The sequence below is a fragment of the Bradyrhizobium sp. 187 genome (assembly GCF_023101005.1).
Classification (GTDB): domain Bacteria; phylum Pseudomonadota; class Alphaproteobacteria; order Rhizobiales; family Xanthobacteraceae; genus Bradyrhizobium; species Bradyrhizobium canariense_D.
Map to the genome: position 1 here is coordinate 416055 of NZ_CP064694.1, position 21456 is coordinate 437510.

General features: G+C 58.3%; 17 protein-coding genes and 2 pseudogenes. 16 read left to right on the forward strand and 3 right to left on the reverse strand.

Annotation, left to right across the window (positions count from 1 at the left end; translation table 11 throughout):
• The first annotated feature begins 153 nt into the window (after positions 1 to 153).
• The 10 genes from IVB19_RS39160 to IVB19_RS39205 all read left to right on the forward strand — a co-directional run bounded on the left by IVB19_RS39160 (position 154) and on the right by IVB19_RS39205 (position 15523).
• Positions 154 to 609: a multiubiquitin domain-containing protein gene (locus IVB19_RS39160; protein ID WP_247821889.1), complete on the forward strand. Its 456-nt coding sequence runs from the start codon at positions 154 to 156 to the stop codon at positions 607 to 609.
• The gene (locus IVB19_RS39165; protein ID WP_247821891.1) at positions 584 to 1789 is read left to right on the forward strand and encodes a ThiF family adenylyltransferase; all 1206 of its coding nucleotides are present in this window, start codon (positions 584 to 586) and stop codon (positions 1787 to 1789) included. The genes IVB19_RS39160 and IVB19_RS39165 overlap by 26 nt, the downstream gene beginning before the upstream one ends.
• Complete coding sequence (locus IVB19_RS39170) at positions 1786 to 2196, forward strand: ubiquitination-like system serine protease family protein (RefSeq protein ID WP_247821893.1); 411 nt, start codon at positions 1786 to 1788, stop codon at positions 2194 to 2196. Before IVB19_RS39165 ends, IVB19_RS39170 begins: the two co-directional genes overlap by 4 nt.
• A gap of 67 nt (positions 2197 to 2263) precedes the next feature.
• Positions 2264 to 6334 carry an nSTAND3 domain-containing NTPase gene (locus tag IVB19_RS39175; RefSeq protein WP_247821894.1) on the forward strand — a complete coding sequence of 1357 codons (4071 nt, stop codon included), beginning with the start codon at positions 2264 to 2266 and terminating at the stop codon, positions 6332 to 6334.
• Between the two features lie 319 nt (positions 6335 to 6653).
• Positions 6654 to 8561 carry a sucrose-6-phosphate hydrolase gene (locus IVB19_RS39180; protein WP_247821896.1) on the forward strand — a complete coding sequence of 636 codons (1908 nt, stop codon included), beginning with the start codon at positions 6654 to 6656 and terminating at the stop codon, positions 8559 to 8561.
• An 85-nt stretch (positions 8562 to 8646) separates the two neighbouring features.
• Positions 8647 to 9756 carry a PfkB family carbohydrate kinase gene (locus IVB19_RS39185; protein WP_247821897.1) on the forward strand — a complete coding sequence of 370 codons (1110 nt, stop codon included), beginning with the start codon at positions 8647 to 8649 and terminating at the stop codon, positions 9754 to 9756.
• Positions 9757 to 9777: 21 nt separating this feature from the next.
• Positions 9778 to 10878 carry a phosphoribosyltransferase-like protein gene (locus IVB19_RS39190; protein ID WP_247821899.1) on the forward strand — a complete coding sequence of 367 codons (1101 nt, stop codon included), beginning with the start codon at positions 9778 to 9780 and terminating at the stop codon, positions 10876 to 10878.
• On the forward strand, positions 10878 to 12794 hold the full coding sequence (locus IVB19_RS39195) for an ORC-CDC6 family AAA ATPase (RefSeq protein ID WP_247821901.1): 1917 nt from the start codon (positions 10878 to 10880) through the stop codon (positions 12792 to 12794). The genes IVB19_RS39190 and IVB19_RS39195 overlap by 1 nt, the downstream gene beginning before the upstream one ends.
• 4 nt (positions 12795 to 12798) lie before the next feature.
• Positions 12799 to 13986 (forward strand): hypothetical protein, encoded by a 1188-nt coding sequence (locus IVB19_RS39200; protein ID WP_247821902.1) that lies wholly within the window; start codon positions 12799 to 12801, stop codon positions 13984 to 13986.
• 430 nt (positions 13987 to 14416) lie between these two features.
• The gene (locus IVB19_RS39205) at positions 14417 to 15523 is read left to right on the forward strand and encodes a hypothetical protein (protein ID WP_247821903.1); all 1107 of its coding nucleotides are present in this window, start codon (positions 14417 to 14419) and stop codon (positions 15521 to 15523) included.
• A gap of 56 nt (positions 15524 to 15579) precedes the next feature.
• Here the strand turns inward: IVB19_RS39205 and IVB19_RS39210 are convergent, their stop codons facing one another.
• On the reverse strand, positions 15580 to 15750 hold the full coding sequence (locus IVB19_RS39210) for a hypothetical protein (RefSeq protein ID WP_247821904.1): 171 nt from the start codon (positions 15748 to 15750) through the stop codon (positions 15580 to 15582).
• 159 nt (positions 15751 to 15909) lie between these two features.
• Here IVB19_RS39210 and IVB19_RS39215 point away from each other — a divergent pair, with 159 nt between their 5' ends.
• Positions 15910 to 16347, forward strand: coding sequence for a hypothetical protein (locus tag IVB19_RS39215; protein WP_247821907.1), 438 nt, complete (start codon positions 15910 to 15912; stop codon positions 16345 to 16347).
• A 969-nt stretch (positions 16348 to 17316) separates the two neighbouring features.
• Positions 17317 to 17832 (forward strand): phospholipase effector Tle1 domain-containing protein, encoded by a 516-nt coding sequence (locus IVB19_RS39220; protein ID WP_247821908.1) that lies wholly within the window; start codon positions 17317 to 17319, stop codon positions 17830 to 17832.
• A gap of 68 nt (positions 17833 to 17900) precedes the next feature.
• On the opposite strand, the gene IVB19_RS39225 is transcribed toward IVB19_RS39220, so the two are convergent.
• Positions 17901 to 18041, reverse strand: coding sequence for a hypothetical protein (locus IVB19_RS39225; protein ID WP_247821910.1), 141 nt, complete (start codon positions 18039 to 18041; stop codon positions 17901 to 17903).
• A 41-nt stretch (positions 18042 to 18082) separates the two neighbouring features.
• Here IVB19_RS39225 and IVB19_RS39230 point away from each other — a divergent pair, with 41 nt between their 5' ends.
• Positions 18083 to 18838: a phospholipase effector Tle1 domain-containing protein gene (locus tag IVB19_RS39230; protein ID WP_247821911.1), complete on the forward strand. Its 756-nt coding sequence runs from the start codon at positions 18083 to 18085 to the stop codon at positions 18836 to 18838.
• A gap of 196 nt (positions 18839 to 19034) precedes the next feature.
• Here the strand turns inward: IVB19_RS39230 and IVB19_RS39235 are convergent, their stop codons facing one another.
• Positions 19035 to 19493: a hypothetical protein gene (locus IVB19_RS39235; RefSeq protein WP_247821912.1), complete on the reverse strand. Its 459-nt coding sequence runs from the start codon at positions 19491 to 19493 to the stop codon at positions 19035 to 19037.
• A gap of 915 nt (positions 19494 to 20408) precedes the next feature.
• Between IVB19_RS39235 and IVB19_RS40990 the strand changes: the two genes are divergently transcribed.
• The 3 genes and pseudogenes from IVB19_RS40990 to IVB19_RS39245 all read left to right on the forward strand — a co-directional run.
• Entirely contained in the window at positions 20409 to 21047 is a 639-nt protein-coding gene (locus tag IVB19_RS40990; RefSeq protein WP_524536778.1) for a DUF2971 domain-containing protein, read from the forward strand.
• Between the two features lie 15 nt (positions 21048 to 21062).
• Positions 21063 to 21272: pseudogene (locus IVB19_RS40995) on the forward strand (hypothetical protein); the annotation flags it as partial.
• Positions 21172 to 21435: pseudogene (locus IVB19_RS39245) on the forward strand (DUF2200 family protein); the annotation flags it as partial. The pseudogenes IVB19_RS40995 and IVB19_RS39245, both read left to right, overlap by 101 nt.
• Positions 21436 to 21456: the final 21 nt, after the last annotated feature.

Here is a 21456-nt window from a genome sequence, read left to right on the forward strand (position 1 = left end):
CCTTCACGGATTCAGTTACTTATACCCCTGCCCGTTCGATCTGTCGATACAAAATCGTAGGCTATTGACAGTCCGAACGTTAGATAATACACAACGATTATGTTCAACAATGGCGGGACACCTGAGCACGCCCCGATAAAGAGGATCTGTGGAATGTCTGAGGCTGAAGCTGAAAAGAATCGTCTGTTTCGCATCCATATCGATCGCCAGACCTTCGAGTCGCCGAACCCGACAACAGGAACTGCCCTCTACGCGCTGGGCGACGTGGGGCCGCATAAGAAGCTGTTCCGCGAAGTCGACGGCAATCACGACGACGAATTCATCCCGCGCGAAGATGAACATGTGCGACTCAAGGAGGATGACCATTTCTATTCGCAGAAGGCGACGACGATCTTCGTGAACGGAACGCCCGAAGCGTGGCCGCATCGGAAGATTTCGTACGACCAGGCTGTAAAGCTGGCCTTCCCTCACGGCCCGACCGGCGGCGATATCCGTTACAGCGTGTCCTGGACGAAGCCCGACGGACAGGAAGGATCTTTGCGCCACGGCCAGTCGGTCGTCGTTGTCGAGGAGATGATTTTCGATGTCCGTAACACCGATAAATCCTAAGCTCAGCGCCGATCTGACGAAGCTTGAGGCGGAAGGCTTCCGCCTCAAGCTCGTTCAAGGCTCGGCCTACCATCTTCTGATCGAGGGCATTCCGGCCGTCACATCAAACCGCGAGGTGGTGCTCGGCACACTTTATACCACGCTCGACATCGGTCCGAACGGTGTGACGGTCAATCCCGTCGCCGACCATCAGTGCTGGTGGATCGGAGAGGCCCCCTGCAATGCCGACGGCGAAGTTATGCAGGAAATGATCTCGAACAAGGACCCTGCAGATAAGGGTGACGGCATCAGGACGACTATAGGCTTTTCGCGGAAGCGCGGCGACAAAGCTTCCTATCCCGATTATTATGAGAAGATTTGGACCTATGTGCGTTTGATCTGGCACGAGGCCCAGGCTATCGACCCTGATTGCGACCCGCGCAGCGACAAGCCCGTGCCGGCGATCGTTGAAGCCTCGCGGCGAGTTTTCCATTATCCAGACATGGCGACAACGAGGGCCGGGATTGGCGCAGCGATTACGAAGCTGCTTGCTAGTCGGGTTGCGATCATCGGCCTCGGCGGCACGGGGTCCTACATTCTCGACCTTATGGCCAAGACGCCCGTCGCGGAGCTTCATCTGTTCGACGGCGATGTGTTCGCCGTCCACAATGCCTTTCGTTCCCCTGGCGCTCCCGCGAAGGAAGAACTAAAAGACCCACCGAAAGTCGATTGGTTCGCCGACATTTACGATCGGATGCGCACCGGCATTATCCGACACCCGTACTATGTAGGCGCCGAGCAGCTTGCAGAGTTGAAGGACTTTGACTTCGTTTTTGTCGCGATCGACAACGCTAAGGCGCGAAAGATCATCCTCGAAGGCCTGATCGCCTTCAACATCTCCTTCATCGATGTCGGAATCGATATCTCAATCGACAATCGAGGGTTCCTGCGAGGCCAAAGCCGTTTCACAGTCGGCACGCCAGAGCATTATAGTCATATCCCGGAGGTCGTATCGTTCGACGTTCCGGCCGAAAACGATATCTATCGAAATATCCAAGTAGCGGACCTCAACATGCTGAATGCCGCCATGGCCGTCAAGAAATGGAAGAAACTACGCGGCTTCTACGCTGACGATATGCGCGAGCATCACTCGCTCTACACCGTTGCGACTCACGGCCTGACCAAGGAAGACAAAGCGTGAGAATTAACGAGTTCAGGCCCGCATTCGCCGATTTCATCCCGAAGACATTGGACGACGGGGTCCTTTATATTTCGCGACGCTTTAGCACCGCAAGCCACCGCTGCGCATGCGGATGCGGCACCAAAATCGTGACGCCAATCCGCGAGACGGACTATCTGCTCACCGAACGCGTCGGGCTGGTTTCATTGACACCGTCGATCGGCAATTGGGATCATCCTTGCCAATCGCACTATTGGATCCGAGACAACAAGGTCGTATGGGCCAGCGCTATGTCGAAAGATGCGATCCGTGCGGGGCGCATTCGCGACGATGCCGATCGAGCGGCCTATTTTGCACAAGTAGCATGGCCTTGGTGGCGTCGCTTGGCACGCAGCTTGACGGATTGGTGGAACAGTATGTTTGGCTGATCGCGTAACAAATGGCCATATGCCCTCGGCGCCCCAAGGAGAGCCGCGCATAACCGATGAGCAAAGCATGAGCGATTCTTCGACCGGTGCAACGGTTTTTCGAGTTCTCAGCCTTGATGGCGGCGGAGCGAAAGGCTTTTGCACGCTCGGAGCGCTCAAAGAGATAGCCGGCAGCCCTCTGCGAGACGTTAGATCTCATCTACGGGACTTCGACCAGCGCTATCGTCGCGGCGTTCGCGCACGAGGAGTTCGTGCGGCAACGTCGCTCTTCCGACAATTGGCGCACGCGCCGCCCGATCAATTAACGTATGAAATGAAGCCGATGTCGATTGCGATAACCGCCCCCCAAAAGTTCGATTTCCAAGATCTCGTTTGCATCGAATTGATGCTTCGCTTCGGGGCAAGTCCCGGCCTCACCCTCCTTGTCGAGGGCGACGAGGATGCCGAAATGGCCCTGCCACGATCGGCACTCGCGCCTCTCGTGGTCGAGGTGCAAGTAAAGGGCGCGAGCGGGCCGGTAACAATGGCCAAAATCGTCGACTGCCTGGCGCACTGTCCGGACCGCCAGGCGAGCGGTTGTCTCTTCGAGCGGATTCTCGGCTTTCCCGACAGGATCGCCCTTCTTGTCATGTCGGGGCGATGCGACGACGCGGCTTCCGCCTTCGTTCTGCCCTTCAAGTGGGATGGAACGGCTCCGCCAGTCGGTCGGATCAAGACGGCGACCGCGGCAGCATTGCTACAAGAATTCGGAGCGCTACCCGCGAGCTCGGACTCAGACCTCATGACCAGGCGGAAGGCCCACCGGGACGCGTTCGTCGCGAAGCTCACTACAGATGTGGTTCGTCAGGTGCTCGACAGAGTCATCGTTTTCGAACGCATCGGCGACGGCGATCTTCAGATTGCCTGCGAACAGCATCTCAAAAAGCAGTTCCGCATTCCACAGGATCTCATCGTCGACATGGTCAACCGGCTACACAAGAGGATCAAGGACGCAAAGAGCGACGGAACCGATGCCGTTCCGGCGATGCGCGCGGTTCTAGCGGAGGCATCCCCGGCCTCGCTTCGCCCCCAAGGCTATGTGTCTCGTGGTGTTGAATCCGAACTGATCGCGACATTGACGGACAGGAACTGTCTTCTGCTGTCGGGCCCACCCCGTTGTGGCAAGTCGGCCATGGCGCGGTGGGTCGCCGCCGAGTTCGAGCAACTCGGATACGACGTTCAGCAAGGATCTGATCTGGAAACAGCAAGCCGCTTCCTGCTCGAGCCGGGAAACGCGCAACGTCTTTTCGTCCTGGACGACCCGCTCGGCGGCGCGCATCTCGATCCCGAAGCGGGTCGCGTATTTGAACGATTGGCGACACTGCTCTCGCGGCTATCTGTTCGGCGGAAAGTCATCGTCTCGCAGTCGCAGGATGCGATCTTTCACACCCTGGGGCGGACCGAGCTCCGAGCATGCACCGTCACCGGAATTGCCTGGACCGATCTCGGGCAATATTCTCCAGACTTCTTGCAGAGTCTGTGGATTCAAATGGCAACGCGCGCAAACGCGCCGCCACATTTGCGTGCTCGAATGGCCACTGCGCTTGCCAACGGGGAGAATGAACTTGAACCCGGCTGTCTGCAGCATTTGGCACTATCCAACGACTTGTCCGATGACATGCCGCTGGACCAGGCTGTTCGCCTCGCCCGCGAGCCTGCACGAAGCCTAGGCCATGCCCTTGCGGCCCAGCCCTCCATGGCCGATCTCCTCGCCGCACTTGCGATAGCGTCAACGCCCAGTGCGCCAATCGATGCGCGCGAACTGGCCTTCGCGCTGGACGACGCTACGACATCCCTGCCGGGGAAAGTTGCCTCCGCATTGCCGGCACTCCAGCTCGGCGGAACTCCTCCAACCGAGATCACGCCGACCTATGACAAGGAGCCCGTCCTAGAGCGGGAAGCGGAAATCGATCTGGAGAAACTCGAGCGCCGCGGAATCGTGGCCGTGACGTCCCCGCGGATCGCGTTCACGCATCCGTACTACCGTGCCTGCGCGGAAGCGATCCTCGATGGCCCGAGCGCCCGCATTGCGGCCGGTGTTGTGCGGATGTCGGAACGAGCGTTGTTTAGCCTTTCCCCGCTCACATCACGCGCGGCAGCACGAAATCTCGACTGGCTTTTCCGGGCGATGGCGGGCAGAAGAGATGCGCAGCACAAGCTGATCTCGATCTGTGTCGACGGTCTGCACTCGATCTATCCCGCAACGCGGGACCTGTGTTTCGCCTTTCTGGTTCGCCATTTGACCGACCTCTCGGACGAGCTGAAAAGCGAGCTCCCGGGCTGGGTCCGGACCATCGCGCACACGAGCCTGGATGGCATTCGTTGGCGGGATGGCGAAGCTGTCTTTCCGAGCGAAAGCATCGTCGACGGCCGTGAGCGGTTCATGCGTCACCTGCGGCAGGTGAAGCAGGCCAATGTTTCGGTCGAGCTGAAGACGCTCGAAAGTGACGACGCATCATACCTCTCTCCCGAAAGAGCGACCGAGGCGCTCGCCTATTTCAAGCGCAAGCCAGCAAAGCTTACGCTCCGGGCAATGGGCCGATTGCTCGGCTACGACGAAGCCGTATTGCGCGCCGAAGCAGCAAAACTCTGGTTGCTTCGAAACCGCTCCGACGATCGTGCCCTGCTCTCCCGTATCTTTGATGACGAGAATCCAGCTGTCATTTTGGGTGCGTTCAAGGGCGTCTGCCTGGGCTGGAGCGAATTCTCGGCAAGCCGCCAGGCGAGCATTTTGAATCGTCTGATGCGTGTCGCGGCCAATCCGTTCGTCGCGCTGCTTCTGCTCGATCGCCTCGTTATCTTCAACCGGGTGGAATACATGGGTGAAAACCCACCATGGGCGGTGTTTGGCGCGCTAATGCCAATTGTGCTTGCGGTCCTTCCCGCCGATGCCAATTTTTCGGAGACCCGTCTGTTCGCGGCCATGGGGGAGGCGTGTGAAAGGCTGCCGGTCGACGCGGTTATTCCGATCCTGACAAGTTGGACATCCTGGATCGAACGTGAAATTGCTCGCGGCATCATACCCGACGAGTACACCCTGGCCGTCTCGGAAATCCTGCTGGACGTGACGGAAACGCGGCCTAGTCTCCGCCAAGATTTGGTGAAGCGTCTCCTCGCCCTGCCAGGAACGACCGCCGCGGCGGGGACCATTCGCGACTTCATCGATGCTTGGCCGAACCTTGATCAGTCCGAACGGGACCGCCTTATTGACGTTCTCACCAGCGATCGCGTGGATCTGCGTTGGTTGCAAGCGGTCGTGCTGACAAGACACGTTGTGCCGCCCGAACTGCAAGACCTCATTCTTGGGAATCCTTCGGCCCTTTCGGCCGATGCGTCCGACATAGTCCGGAACACTCCCCTTTCTCTTCTCGACGCGGCCGTGTCGGTCTATTGCGGCCGTCCACAACCACTTTGGTGGCTTGGAACGCATCATACGCGGGGGACAATCTGGAAGGCTGTCACCCGCGAGATCGCTCTGCAGCCGGCACATTCCAAGTTCGACACCGTGCTGGCGGACATGATCTATCAGCAAGACGATAAGCGGATCGCCTCGATTGTAGAAAGCGTCGACCCCGAGCATCTCGAAAAACTCTTCGAGATGTTGCTTCATCACAGGCTTGAAACGAATGGAAATTATTTGCGCAAGGCATGGGGCGCATTATTTGGACGCGTCAAGGGCACGACCAGCGACGCCTGGCTTGATCGCATTAACCAGCTTGCCCCCGTCATGCTCGACGACCTCGACGAGATAAGCAGATGGTTGCCTGAATTGCAGGCGGAGCAGCTGTTCGAGCGGCTCAAAGCCGATCTGACGCCGCTTCTCCTTCTCGACAGGCTTGGGGACTTGCCCCAGGAGGCCTTGGCTTCGCTTAGGGGCGACACGATCACGGCATTGAAAGGTCTGCTGAAGGCTGCTCCGCCTCGGCTCTTCGGAACGTACGATCGCATCGGTCGCGAGTGCGAAAGTCTAGGACTGCAGGACGCTGAGCTTGCTTCCATGTTGGAGAATGAGCGCGCGAAAATCTTTGCCGTACGCAAAGAATGCGAAGATGCAAGACGCGGCGATAATGCGCTGCCAGACGGTTGGGTCTCTCCCTAGCTAAAAAGGCCGTATGGGCTTTCTCGGCGTTTGCGTGTCGGGGCGTCGTTGCCACTGGAAGAGCAGCCCCGCCTGGTCACGAGGCAGAGATTGTCGAGGCCTCGTCCCGAAAGTCGCCACGAGCTTGTGCCCAGCCGCCGCGCAACCTTTGTCACATTGGGACCGTCTTGGCCACGAGGCCGAGTTGCCATTTAAGCGGAGTGCAGGATTACGATTGCTGGATTGTTGAAAGCGGCAACAACCAGACCCCAGTGTACATGTTCTCTATTTGTTCTATATATGATAGGAACTTAGACCCCATACGTAAGGTGGAAGAAAAGTGGCTCGTCCGTACGCGCAAGAGATTGAAAAGCTCGCTGAAACGCTAGCTTGGGCGGGATCGGCCCCTGTCGACGATCTGGTTCGCGCAGCGCGAACGGCCTCGCTTGGCCCTCTGGTGGCAGTTGGTTCAGGTGGCTCGCTCAGCGCCGCGCACTTCCTCGCTCATACCCACCAGAGTTTATCCGGCCAGCTTGGACAGACAGCGACCCCTTCCGAGTTGCTTAACGAGCCTGCGCCACGTTCAGCCGCGATTTGGCTCTTGAGCGCTGGTGGAAGTAACGTCGATATCAATGGTGCTTTCGACGACGCGGTGGCGCGCGAACCTCGCCAGCTTGCTGTCCTATGCGGACGCGCGCAAAGTCGATTGTCAGATACGGCGCAGCAGCACTCCTACTGCGATCTGCTGCTCTACGAGCTGCCAGCGGGCAAGGATGGCTTTCTGGCGACCAATTCCCTCTTCGGCTTTTCCGCCCTGATCTTGCGGGCCTATCTGGCAGCGACCCAAGCAAGTGCCGAATGGGACGCCATTGAGCAGCAAATGTCTCGCCTGCTCTCGGCAGAAAATCAAACGATGTGGCGTAACTCCACCGAACAATTGTGGGGGCGGTCGACAACGGTCGTGCTGCACAGTCCGAATGCCCGAGTTGGTGCGATAGATCTGGAATCAAAATTCACCGAAGCAGCAATCGGGAACCTTCATTACGCTGATTGGCGAAACTTCGCGCACGGACGTCATCACTGGTTGGCTAAGCGTGGAAGAGAGAGCGCGATCATTGCACTCATCGGCGATGACGACGAACCGCTCGCGGAACGGACACTCGCCCTGATACCCGATGATATCCCGGTCTCTCGCCTCCGATTGCCTGGCCCACCGGAAGCAGCGCCCCTTGGCGCCCTCGCAGCGTCACTGCTGCTGACGGGATGGGCGGGCGAGGCCCGAGGCATAGATCCCGGACGGCCGGGCGTCCCGGAATTCGGACGAAAGCTTTACGGTCTCCCCCTCAAGAAGTCCGCCAAATCACGTCGTGGCGCCGACATCGCGGCGATAGAACGAAAGGCCTTCGCATCGCACGCACTGCTCGTTGAACGCGGGCAGTTTACATTCTGGCAGAGCGCATACAACGACTTTGAAGAACGACTGCGCGCGGCCTCGTTCTCCGGCGCAGTGCTCGACTATGACGGCACAATTGTGGACGCGCGCGCGCGCACCTTGCCGCCTGACAAAGATATTGTGCAAGTTCTTGTTCGCCTCATCGAAAATGGCTTGGTCCTGGCCATCGCGACGGGGCGCGGAAAATCGGTGCGCTTGTCTTTGCGCGAAGTCCTGCCGAAGGTGCTGTGGCCGAGTGTCACGATCGGCTATTACAATGGCCTCGAGATCGCGCCATTGAGTGACGATCGATCACCGAACGACACGACTAAGCCGACGGAGGCTCTGGCCGCGGTTGCCGCTCGTCTGCGGGCCCAACCGGAGGTCTCTTTTTGTGCGGAGCAGACGGATCGCGCGCACCAGATTACCCTGGAGCCCAAGCATTCCTTGCGAGAAGACCACCTTTGGCTCCTCGCGCAACAGGCTATTTTGTCGGAGGGGGCCAGCGGCGTTCGCGTCGTGAGATCCAGTCATTCGATCGACATTATCGACGCCAAGCGCGCCAAGGGGGCCGTCGTTGATGCAATGCGAAGCCGGGCAAGGAACAGCGCCATACTGTGCGTAGGCGACCGGGGACGCTGGCCCGGAAACGATCACGAATTGCTAGCCGAACCTCTTTCGCTGAGCGTTGACGAGGTCAACCTCGATCCTGCGACGTGTTGGCATCTGGGGTCCGAAGGATCGCGTGGGCCGGCCGTTCTGCTCGAATATTTGAGAAGACTGCGTCCGCACGACGGTCGTTTCCTGTGGGAATGATCAGGGAAATCGACAATGGGGTCGCCGTATTCACACATAAGTTGTAACTTGACTGTTCAATTCGCTCCTGAAGGAAGCAAAGTAAATGCCCGTCAGATCCCAGCGCGATGCCGAGCCAACGCCGGCCGTCAGGTCATCGAAGGCGCGCGGCACGAAACAGACCGGAACCAGACGCCCCACTGCGTTCGGCTCCGGTTTGATTGCGCTCGATCTCATCGTCAGCGCTGACTCGTCCTCATCATTTCAGGCGCATGCTGGCGGGACCTGCGGCAATGTACTCACCGTGCTTGCCTATCTCGGATGGGAGTCCTATCCGGTTGCGCGGCTGGGCGACGATGCCGCCTCCCAGGTCTTGCAGGCCGACATGAGCCGATGGGGGGTGCATCTTGATCATGCCCGCTGCACCCCCAGTGCCCACACACCGATTATCGTCCAGCAGATCCGCCGCAAGCGCGACGGCACGCCCACTCATTCCTTTTCCTGGGCCTGCCCCCGCTGCGGCAAGCGTTTGCCTAGCTTCCAGCCGATCACCCGAACCGTGGTGGATTCGATTGCGCCTCACCTTGCGTCAGCGAAGGTCTTCTTCATGGATCGCTTGTCGAGAGGCATTCTCGACCTGGCTGCCTCGGCTGCCAAGAACGGCGCTCTGATCATGTACGAGCCATCCGGCGTCGCCGAACCGCGGCTGCTCCGAGAAGCGATCGAACTTGCTCACATCTTGAAGTACGCAGATGCGCGTCTTTCGGAAATCGAGAGGGCATGGACCGAGCGCGCGGCAACTGCGATCGAGATCCAGACCATGGGCGATCGTGGACTTCGCTATCGCCACAAGCTTGGCAGCAAGCGAAGCAGCTGGCTGAGCATCCCCGCCATAAGTGCGCCTCGGCTGGTCGATACCTGCGGTTCCGGAGATTGGTTCAGCGCCGGCTTTCTTACCGAGATATTCAGGCTGCAACCTGAGGGCCTGCCAAAATTGAAAGCTGCCCAACTGACGCAGGCGATTCACTATGGCCAAGCACTCGCTGCCTGGAATTGTGGCTTTGAAGGAGCTCGAGGCGGCATGTACGCCTCGACCAAGAACGTGTTTCAGAAGCAGATTGCAAAGCTGCTGGAGGGCGGCACCCCAGCTCTCCCGGCATCCACTAAGGCGACCGTCGAAGGCGAGAGTCTCGCCTGCCCCGCTTGCGTCGCGTGAGAGCTCCATCCCGGAGGAGGAATGAAGGAAGAACTTGCGCAGCGCCTGCTCGCTCTGGTCATGGAGTGGGACGAGAATCGACTTGCCCAGGAACTTCCGCGATTGGATCGGATGGCCCGGTTCAAGTACGACGAATATCAGCAGTTCGGTCCCGGTCAAAAGTTTCTCGAAGCCCTTTGCCTCTGGTTGAAGCAGTTCTCCACCAAAGCCGAACGTGAGATTGCCTACGCCTTTGTGCGCGACCGCGTCGTCTTCGTTTCTGCAGCCGACATGCGCCATCTCGTCGAGTCTAGCTTCCCCGACGTTATCCGCCCCTCCTTGATTGCCGATGTCGCCAGTTCCATCGGTATTGCCCCCCATTGCATCACTGAAGTGATCCGTCATCCCGACTATCAACGTTCGCTGCGTCAGACGCTCTTCCTGGGGCTGAGCGACGGCTCGAGAATGGATATCTTTCGGCGAGCAGCTTCCCTCGACAATGAGCAAGTCTGGCAGGCGTACGAAATCGGTAAACCGAAATCGGCGGGGATGCTCAAAGACCTGCAATCAGCTCTCGGCGATACGAATGCGCAGTTTGCTAGAATTGTGCTGATCGACGATTTTTCGGCGAGCGGCATTTCCTATATCCGCAAAGAGGAAGATCGATGGAAGGGCAAGCTGGTCAAGGCATTGAAACAGTTTCAGCCTAACGAAGACGCGTCCTGCCTGATCAAGTACTCCACGATTAAGATGCACATCGTTCTGTATGTGGCGACCAAGGCGGCCGTCGATTACATGGGCGACAAGTTGGCCACCTACTGCAAAGAGCAATCGATCCCCGTCCCAAGCATAACCGCCGTCTACGAGCTTGCGCCCGACATGGCCCTCGCCTCGCCCCGCGACAAGGAGTTTCTCGCGCTGGTCGATTCCAATTCCTACTATCGAACTCGCCCGCTCGACGAGCACGAGGCAAAGGGAGGAACAGACACCATCAAGCGCGGCTTCGCGGCCTGTGGCTTGCCGTTGGTCCTGGCGCACAACTGTCCTAACAATAGCATCTATCTGCTCTGGGCCGATCCTCTCGAAGTCGGCAGCGCGCGTGGCCTCTTCCCGCGCATTGTGCGTCACCGCGAGGTCTCATAGTGGCTCGAAATGCCTTTGCCATCCGAACCTCGGAGACATCGTCCCCCGACGACGTATTCTCGCGGTATTTTGCGCCCGAGGTGCTGAGTATTCTCCCGCAGGATCTATTCGCCACAAGTGCGCTGGTGTTACGGAGCGCCCCTGGCGGGGGCAAAACATCGCTTCTGCGAATATTTACTCCAGGTCCTCTGATCCAGGTCATTCGTAATCGTCATCTCTCGCCGCACGACGAAATTCATCGAAGCCTGGCTCAGCTGGGTGTGGTCGACGAGGCGACGGCGCTCGCATTTGGAATTCTCGTTCCCTGCGCGAGTGGATACGCCGAAATCGGCCCTCAACTTGAAGAACGCACGTCTCGCGCGCTATTTCGTGCTCTGGTGAATGCTCGCATCATCCTCCGGTCGCTGCGAGCACTGTGCACGCTCCATGACCTTGATTATCCCAATGGCTTGGGCACGATCACGTGCGAGTACGCAGCATCGTTGTTCGACGAGGGGCCCATTCCGCGAAACGCCGAGCTCGGCGCCCTGCGCGCATGGGCCGAGGACGTCGAGACTCGCTGCTTCGCTCAACTCGACGCCGTCGGAAATACGTCCGTAGATCTGCCGCTTCACATGCAGTTTGATGCCGTGCTGTGGCTGTCGCAAGTGTCATTCGTCATTCATGGCAGAGCCGTCGCAGCAAAGCCAATCGTCATGTTCGACGATGTCCATCGGCTCCGCCCTTGGCAAAGAACTCTGCTGTACAGCGAACTGCTTGATCACAGACAGGGGGCATCCGTCTGGTTCGCTGAACGAACCTATGTGATCAATCCTTCTGAACTTTTGACAGGCGCGATCCCGCGGCGCGACTACGAAGAAGTGCGCATGGAGCAAGCCTGGAGCACGGCCAAATCCAAGCAGTATCTGAATTTCGTGACGTCCATTGCGAACCGACGCATGGCGCAGATGCGCACCGATCTGGAGAGCTTCGGCGACTATCTTTCGAACACTGTCACGGACTACGCGACCCAAGACAAAATCGCAAAGGCCTTGCCAGAGATGGAGCAGAAGGTTCGCGACCTTGCAAATGGTAGCGGCCTCTTCGACGAGTGGATCTCCAGCGCCGCTTCCTCCACGGCAGAGCCTTTCGACAAGGCGATCGAATGGACCCGAATTGGCATTCTCATCACGCGAGAGAAGCAGAAGGTTCAAGCATCCCTGGATCTAGCGCCTCTGTCGGACGACGATCTGGAAGCGCGGACAGGCTCTGGCGTGCCCGCCGCTGCAGAGCGGTTTGTTTGCCACAGGCACGACGTACCCTATTTCTACGGAATTGAACGCGTGGTGCGGCTCAGCTCCTACAATGTCGAGGAATTTCTCCAGATTTGCGCGGTCCTGTATGACCATATTTATGCGCAGAAGATCACACGCTCGCGCGGCAGCGGTCCGGTATCGGTCAGCGCAAAAATTCAGAACGACGCCCTGACCAAACTTGCCGAGAAAAGATTTAAAGAGCTGCCACGCCTGTTCGCGCTCGGCCCCCAGGCGCAACGCCTCATCGAAGCAATCGGCCTCATGTGCCGTGAGAAAACCTACGAGCCAAACGCTCCTTATGCACCTGGCGTGACTGGCATTGCCCTTTCCACGCAGGATCGCGAGGCGCTGGTGCAGGCTGGGCGGGATGGCCCCGGCAACCCGTATTTCGAACTCGCATCCACGATCAGCTCTTGCGTGGCGCAAAATCTGTTTGAGGTGCGCGACAATCACAAGCAGGACAACAAGACGTGGGTCGTTCTGTATCTAAACCGGCTATTTTGCGCGCAATTTGATCTTGTCTATCACGTTGGTGGTTGGCAACGCGTCTCTCTCCGTCGGCTTCAGGATTGGTCGCGTGGGCTGGTACCGCGCGCGAATGAAAAGATAACATTGGTCTGATAGCATGTGGTGGGACCCCTACAATCTATATCGATCCGACCAGTTCAGCGCCTTTTGGCGCAAACACCTGGAAGATCGAGAGCGACGTCTGCTGTTCATCGTCGGAGCGGGTTTCGATCCGCGCGTGATGGGCCCGGCGAAGGAGATCATTGCCTGCGGGCCTGACGCGACGCGCAAGTGCCTGGCAATCGAGATGTCGGAGGGATATGGCACGGACGCTGCGGCCTCCAAACTAGGCAAAAAAAACCTCACCGGGCTAAAGACGCTGTTTCCTGACGGTCGTCTTGAGGTCAGAGAACTGGTCACAACCGACACGGACGGAATTCGAGACGTTTCGCGGAGTGCCGCAGTTCTATTTGCGGATTTTGAGACCTGGATATCCGATTATACCGACATCATTGTAGACATCAGCGCGCTCCCCCGCCTGGTCTATCTCACTCTGCTCAACACGTTGCTTACCCATCTTGTGAAGCCCAGCTCCGAAACACCACTTGGTTCCGCGATCAACCTTCACGTCGTTTATGCGGAATCCGCGGTGATCGATAACGCCATCGCCAAATTTGAGATCGATACGGATCTTGCACCTATCCAGAGCTTGGGAATCCGGCTCGATGAAGAGGCTTCATTGGGCTGGCCGGTCGTTTGGTTTCCGGTGCTCGCGGAGGACGTGCTCGAACAACTCACCCGCATCGGAGAGCGCACCAATCCCGATGAGATCTGCCCGGTATTGCCCATTCAGTCCGCGGATGCTCGCCGCGGCGACAACATCATAAATGCGTTGGGCGAGTTTCTGTTTGACCGTTACGACGTCGATATCCGCGACATCTTGCGGGCGACCGAATGGAACCCGTTCCAGCTTTATCGCTCGCTGATGCAGACGATGGCGCGTTATGAAGACAGTCTCAAGCTCGCCGGCGGCGCAAAATTCGTCCTGTCGCCCTTGTCGAGCAAAGGCCTGTCGATTGGATGCCTACTGGCAGCCTTTGAGAAGCGGGCGACCGGCAATCGCGCAGCCGTCCGCGTCGGCATGGCGCATGTCGAATCCCGGCGATATGAAGCGGCCAAGATACAATCGAATCCGCAGTATCAGCTCATTTCCGCCTGGGTCGCGGGTGAATGCTATAGCGTGACCGCCCACAAAAAGCAGGCCGAAGAGGCGCAGAAAGCGCTTGTCGGCGCGGACGCCAAATGACGGTCCACCCCAACCGATCGAGGCGTTCTCGATTAGTCTCTGCACATTGTCCAAGCCGAAGCGGCATAGTTGCCACTCTCAGCCTTGGCCGGGGCCGCTTTTGCCGGATAGATGGCCGACTGTAGTCTCGTGGCAATGTCGAACATCACAGTATGAAGGCAAACAACCCAGATTGGACCGCGCCACGCGGTAACCAAGATTGGCGCGACGACGAATTGATGCTCGCGGTTGTCTGGTTGAAGTCGTTTGTTCATCGCAGGGAGATGGAGCAGAGGCTAGACGTCGCGAAGGCCAACCTTCTGACTGCCCAAGCCCGCATGCGCGCCGGCGTTATGGGCCATTGTTTGACCCTGCGGATACGGCGGCTTGGTACATACTGCAGGCCGAGACCTTTGCCACCGACCGGGCCCTGTGGACGCCCGAGGGCACAATGCGAGTTGTGCCCTTCCTTACGCGTATCGGAAAGGAACTGAAGCTTCTTCTCGGCGTGAAGGGGGTTGAAGACCGAGCCGCCCGCATGATGCTACAGGAGAGGCGCCAACCCGACAGCAGCATTTTCGAGATGCTCGTCGCCCTCGCCTACCGCCGCAGACGATGGAGCCGGGTCGAGTTCGTGCCGGAGACACCCGGGCGCGGACAAACTCCGGACATGTACGTCTTCCGGACAGGAAGCCGCTGGGCAGCAGAGTGCAAGCGAATGGTGCCCTCGACCTACGCCACGCGCGAGAAGTCGCGGGGCACGGTACTCGCCCAGCCCGTCCATCAAATGTGCCTGGAGCTTGGCGAAGCCGTCATTGTCGAAGTGAAGTACCAAGTCGAACTGCACGAGGTCGAGGACGACTATCTCGTGCGACATGTGAGATCGGCTATTGAACGGCGATCGCTGACGCCCTGGAAGGATGAGGTGGCAACCGGACGAGTGCGCCCCATCGACTGGACGCTGCTCCGGCGAATTCTCGCCAAAGACTACGTCTATTTCGATGGAAGTCGGATGATCGAACTCCTGGCCGGACGATATATCCATACGGCCGATCACAGCATGGCGGCCAAGTGGCGTCCGGCGCCTTTGAGGCCTACGTATGCCGACGCTGTCTACCAGGCCAGCGTGGTCAGCTGGGTCAGCGAATCCGAGGCCGCCGTGCGTCAAAAGGCGCGTCATTTCCGCAGCACGATCGCGAACGCAGAGCGGCAACTTCCAAGCGATCGTCCTGGGGTGATCCACGTCGGCATTGAAACCTCAGCGGGCTCCGAGGTTGATTTCACTCGCCATTTCTTCAACACGATGCAAGCCAGAACATTTGCACCGGCGACCTCACGTCTCAGGTGGGTCTACGCAAACTACTTTGTTCCCGAAGCAACTACGCGAGAGAACGAGACGTGGGCGATTACCGAGACGATGGTGCCCTACAAGATCGGTCACCATCGAACGCGCTGGCCACTGCCCGGCCACATGCTGGTCTCGCCGGAGGACGGAAGCGAAAGCGGGGTCCATTGGCATCCCAGGAATGGCGTGGTGGCGAGTTCGAACGAAGAATGATTGCTGCGCGAGGCCGGGATTTTGGCGAGAAGGAACCTGGAAATAATACTAACCAGTCAGACGGTACCGCGCATCATCGGGTCACCAATCCGCGGGTCCACACTCAGTTGACTTCGCCGCGCCGTGGCGCAGTTCACCACCGAACTTGCGCGGACCTTTCCGTCTCTTGACGCGGCAAACGATTTGTCGGCCGCTTCGACGGGGATGTTATTCACGTGCTTGTTCATTTGAGCCTCCCCGCGGCCTTGAGCGGACTAGCCCACCGGTCCCATCGGCGTTCCGCTCGCCGCGAATTCTGTTGACACGCACGGAATGGGCGCTCGGCGCAAAGCTGCCGCTTCCGGCCGTCTTCCTGCTGCACGTCAGGTCGGACAGGGACGAGGAGGATGCGCGCGCTTCGGATCGACGACGGCGCGTTCTTCCGCGGTCCGTCCGTATTCCCGGCATCGACGGGATGGTCCGCACTCGCCGCAGCCATGGAGACCACGTCGCGCTGGCTTCGCGCGCGCCATATCGCGGATCCGGTTCGGCGCATTGTACCGATTGGCACGTTCGCCTGCGAGTTTCAGGACGGCGTCCTTGGCCTGAGCGACGGCGTTCTGCGCGGGCTGCGCTTTCAGGATGTGCGTCTTCAGAATATCCGCCAAGCCGGCATCGACACCCTCCCTCTGCGTCAAGCCTTCTCCCAATCTCGCAAGAAATGCCTCGGGCGACTCTATAGGCTCTACTTCACTTTCCACGCGCTTATCCCCTATTGTCTGCTCCTCCTGAGGCACCGAGACTGCCGCAGAAAAATGGCACTTCCTTCAAATTTACCAGCTTAGGAAATTCTTTTGCGGAGACTATCCTGTACCAGGAGCCCAAAATCGCGACACGCTTCCGCTGCTGCGCGATTCGGCTGATTCGTCTTTCTCGGAGGACGGCCAATGGTCACTCGGATCCACACTAAAGCGACCATCGCAAGCAGGAGAGCGATGAGTCTGCAACCCGTGCGAGGGATCGCAGAATCTCATGATGTAGCTCCTGGCTGCCCGACATTGGCCGATGAAGAAGAGAATCAGCGACTCCGTTGGAGAATAGGCGGTGTGCTGATTCGGTGCACGTCGCGCACTCACGTAATGATGCACGATAACTGCGCCACAGCAGGCGTGCGGGTACCGGAACCATAGCTCCCTCTTTTTGATCCGAGGCGCGCCGCCTCGGGAATGAGATCGGAGAAGGCTTGCCCCCGACAAAGGCGCTCTAAAGCGCGCGATCTCCCGTGGCGCAGCCGCCTTCGGCGGAGCGGCGCTAACGTTATATCGATGTCGGGCCGCAATCCTTGCTTGGGTGGCACGATGTCGGGCGCATCTCGGCGGGCCGGTCGATCTAACCTGCGGTGATTTCCCTTGCCTGGGTGCTGGCCAAAACGCCAATGTCCGCGTCATTCCCAACGCAACGAGCTTGGAGCAACTGAAAGCCAATGCTCGTGCTGCGGATCTCATCCTTTCCAAAACAGAAACCACCGACCCGATCTGATCGGCGAGTTCGTCGACATGTCACGGCAGTACGCAACTCGAATGCACATTCTGGACGCGCCGCCTCCGTTGAACGCGATCTACGCCTTTCGCCGAGCGTGATTGCTGCAGACGGCTGGGTGGGCGTGTCGATCGCCGCGTCCGAACTGCGGGCAAGCGTTCGGCTTCGACCAGCTCAGCGCCGCTCAGAATATGCAGCAGCACGATGGGCCCAAGTAATCCGCAGGCACAATCTATGATACGTTTTCGGAACTATCACATTCGCGATGGGGTGAAATGCCGAAGAACATTGTGATCTTCTCAGATGGCACCGGCCAGGCCGGCGGCATCAATTTCGACGAGGCTAGAACGAACGTCTACAAGCTCTACCGAGCTTGTCGCGTTGGTCCTGATACCAAGGTTGACCCATCAGCACAGGTTGCCTTCTACGATCCTGGTCTGGGGTCGGCTTCCGACGGCGGCCACTTCAAGATTGGCTGGATGCGGTGGCTCTATAACCTGGCCAGCATGGCAACGGGCCTCGGGATCACCCGCAACATCGTCGATTGCTACGCGGCGATCATCGCTCTCTACGAAGAGGGCGATCGAATCTATCTGATCGGCTTCAGTCGCGGCGCCTATACGGTTCGGTCTGTCGCCGGCGTGATGACCCAATGCGGCATCCCGCAATACCTGCCCGATGGTTCTCCCCTCAACCGCGACTCCAAAAGTATCAAGAAATTGGCCGAGCACGCGGTCAAGAATGTTTACCAATTCTGCCCCTCCTACACCCGGGCCGGAAGGACACCATAGGTTACCGAAAATTCCTGCTCGAAGCGCGGGATGCCATCGCAGCGCAACTCCGGCGCGAGCATGGCAGTTCACAGACCGTTGGCGAGGTCGAGCAGGCCAATGTATTTCCGTATTTCATCGGCGTCTTCGATACCGTCGCGGCTCTCGGGCACAGATATCTTGGCTCTGCGCTCGTAGCACTTGGCATCGCCATCCTGGTCGGACTGCATGCGGGCGGCAGCGTGCTCGAGCCTTACTTTCCGTGGGCTGGATGGGCAGCGCGCATCTTGAGCTATTTCGGCATCACAGCCGCTTTGATTGCGTTTCTGAGGAAAATCTCAAGGTCGCGCCGCCAATGCCGGGCTACAGTCTGGCCAAGCGGCTCATGACCCTGCACCTGGCGCCCCCCAAGCACAAATTCTATGACACCACATTGAACCGCAATGTCGGCTACGCCAAACATGCGATTTCGATCGACGAGAACCGCGCCGATTTCAAACGGGTTCTCTGGTCGCCGACAGCCGAGAAGCAGGACCAACGCGATGCTCACGGCAATCTCTATTTCGAGCAAGTCTGGTTTCCGGGCGTACACGCCGACATTGGTGGTGGCTATCTGGAGAATGAAGCGCGCCTGTCGGACGTGGCGCTAAAATGGATGGTCGCTGGGGCGTCGCTCGTCCCGGATGGTCTCAAACATCATGGCAGCGTCTTGCGGCTATCTCCAGACCCCGCCGGACCGCAACACAATGAGCAAGCGGGCAGCATCCTCACGGCTGGTGTGCGCCACCTTCCTGTCGATCCGGAGACCGGCGAGTCCGCGTCACCAATGCACAAATCCGTCTACAAGCGGTTCGAAACAGACCACGTCCTGCTTTATGATCGGATGGCACCTTATCGTCCGGACAACATGCGCGTTCACGTCGATTTCCGGAGCTATTTCGACCACGGGACGCCTCCATTGCCTAAGTGCGTTGCAGACGATCTCGAGTCGAAATGGGAAAAAGCCGACCATGTGGGCCGGCTATAGAGCTTGAGCCTTCACGTCCCTATCGTCGGATAGGCGACATCGATGCACCCGTGCCGCGGTCCTCCTTGATCACCGCTCCTTCACCGGCTGCCCACCGAAGATTGGCTGCGACCGCGCCGGGAGCAATCGATCTCCCACGAAACTCCGCGAATGGGACTTGCGTATAGCCTCGATTGCTCTCAAGTGAAGCAGCAGATCAGCCGACAGCTTTTTGCTTGATCCAGTATGCGATAATGTAGGCTTGGTCCGTAAAAGTCGATGCGATAGGGTCCAAGTCGAGTTCTTTGCAAATCTTGCGCTTTTGCTTTTCGAATTCCATATATTCCTTGGCTATCACAGTCCCGCCAGGAAGAACTTTCTGATTTGACTCCGCTCGAAGAAAGTCGCGGACCTGAGCTATGACAGAATTGGTATTTCCGTCATGCGACTGTATGTCTTGCCCGGCGATGTCGGAGATAAATTTCTGATATCGATACTTTTCTTTATCCAACACCAAACAACTTTTCCGACGCTGTTGCGCTGCTCCAAATCGCTTCGCTCCCAAGAAAATTCCTAGTTCAAGGGGCATGTTGAACCGCGGTAGTCGACTTGTACTATCCAGCTCAGTTCGACAAAGATCGTGAATGCCATACCGGCATTGTTCGACCAGCTTCATGATCTTTTCGATCCGGGTCCCCCCGCTATCGATACTTTCGAGCGCGCAACGAGGCTGGAAGCCGCAGCGAGCGACAGTGAAAACTATCGCGTCGAAAAAAGGTCTATATTTCTTATCGAAGGGACAATTTATGAAGACAGCCAGGTCCGCAGATGGGCGAGACATTAAGATCTTCCGCGAACACCTGTAATGGCCTTCTCTAGGCGCTGCACACTGAATGCGCGTGGCTTACCTGGCGGCTTCACGATGACGACTCCGTCTGGCGTCGCCCCGATCGGATCGTAACCAGCCGTCTTGTACAGGTTTTTTATCCGCTTCACGCCGGGATTCTTGCTTTCGCCTACTGTGACCCAGCGCCCGCCTGCGGCCTTCTTCACCTCCGCGGGAGGTAACATTCGGAAGGTTGCTCCAACCAAGTTCCCCGAATGCCCGGTACCGGCGGTGGACTTTTTAGCCGCCGCTCTACTGGATTTCTTCACTGCCATTTGATGCCATGTCTCTCGAAATTCGCGACTCTCATCTACAGCAAGATGTAAGGCCACTCCATCCATACGAAAAGAGGAATCATGAAGTTCTTAGAGAACCACCACCGTATGGAGACGCAAAGAGACGAAAGAAGTCTCCTCGGATCGGCACCTTAAGTAGTAGCAAAATTCTTTAGCAATTACAACAGGCAACTTCGGGATAGCGTCGTCAGATATGCGCCCAGTATCATTTGGATTCGATCGATCTGCTGCAGGCACATGAAGTACGTGCGACTACTCTCCCCGCGGTCGAGCAGGTCATGAGCGTGGTCCACCAACCATTCGGTGAGCCGCCGCCCAGGAAGCTAACGCGGCCCGTTCTGATTTTCGTTCGGTTCGAGAAACCTTTTTAAGTTACTCAGCGCGAGAAAAGGTTTCCGCCTGCCATTAGATGCGCTTTGAGCGCGAGCATGAAAGCGTCCATGCGTTCGTCGGATCCCTCACCGCCAACGGCCATCTTTTGTCGCAATGGCGCGGCTACAATCGCGGACAGGGTTTTTCGATCGGCTTCGACGCCGACTGGCTGCTGCAGAACGCCGCCGCGCAAGGCTTCGACATCACGCCCATTATCTACGACACCGAACAGCAGCACGCGGCCGCCGATGCGGCTGTCGCCCTGCTCGTCGCACTTCTGTTGGAAGGCACCGATGAGCCGGAAGGCCCCCACGCTGAGCTCAAGAGATGGTGGCCGCATGCGCTGAAAACAGCGCTCGTGCTCAAGAACGAGCATTTCCGTGAAGAGTGCGAATCCCGTCTGGTCTGGGCCGATGTATCCTGGCCGGCCGGGCTGAAAAGGCGCGTCGCGCCTGCCGGGCTTGTCCCCTACCGGTATGCCAGTTTAACGAAGTCATCATCCACAATTCGACCACGCATCCCAACAACTGCGGGATCGAGGAAATCATCGTCGGTCCGGCTCTCGCGCCCCAGCAGGCCTGGGCGGTGGAGGCACTCCTCGCCACCCATCAGATGCGCCTTGCAATCAAACGATCGGCGATACCGTATGTCGCGGTCTGAAGGCCGTTGCGCCTGATAAGTTGCTTATCGAGTGACCGCCATTTTTAAGAACTTGCCGCCATGCCAAAACACCGGGTCTACACACGAGCTTCGCCAGCGTTTACCCGCTCCAGGTTGCCAAGGCCGAGAAAAAGGAGCCGAAAAAAGCCGAGGTCGATCAGATCATCGTTTGGCTGACGGGCTATGGTCAAAAGAATTTGAGGCCCAGCTCGAACGGAAAACCGATTTCGAGACGTTCTTTGCAGAGGCGCCTCGGCCGAATCCGTCGCGCGCGCAGATCAAGGGGTGATTTGCAGCGTGCGCGTCGAGACATCAAAGAGCCGACGATGCAGGTGATCCGCTACCTGGACAAGTTGATCGACGAACTCGCCGTAAAGGCCATGGAGAAACTTCTCAGACATTGACGTTGCCTGGACGGAGCATTG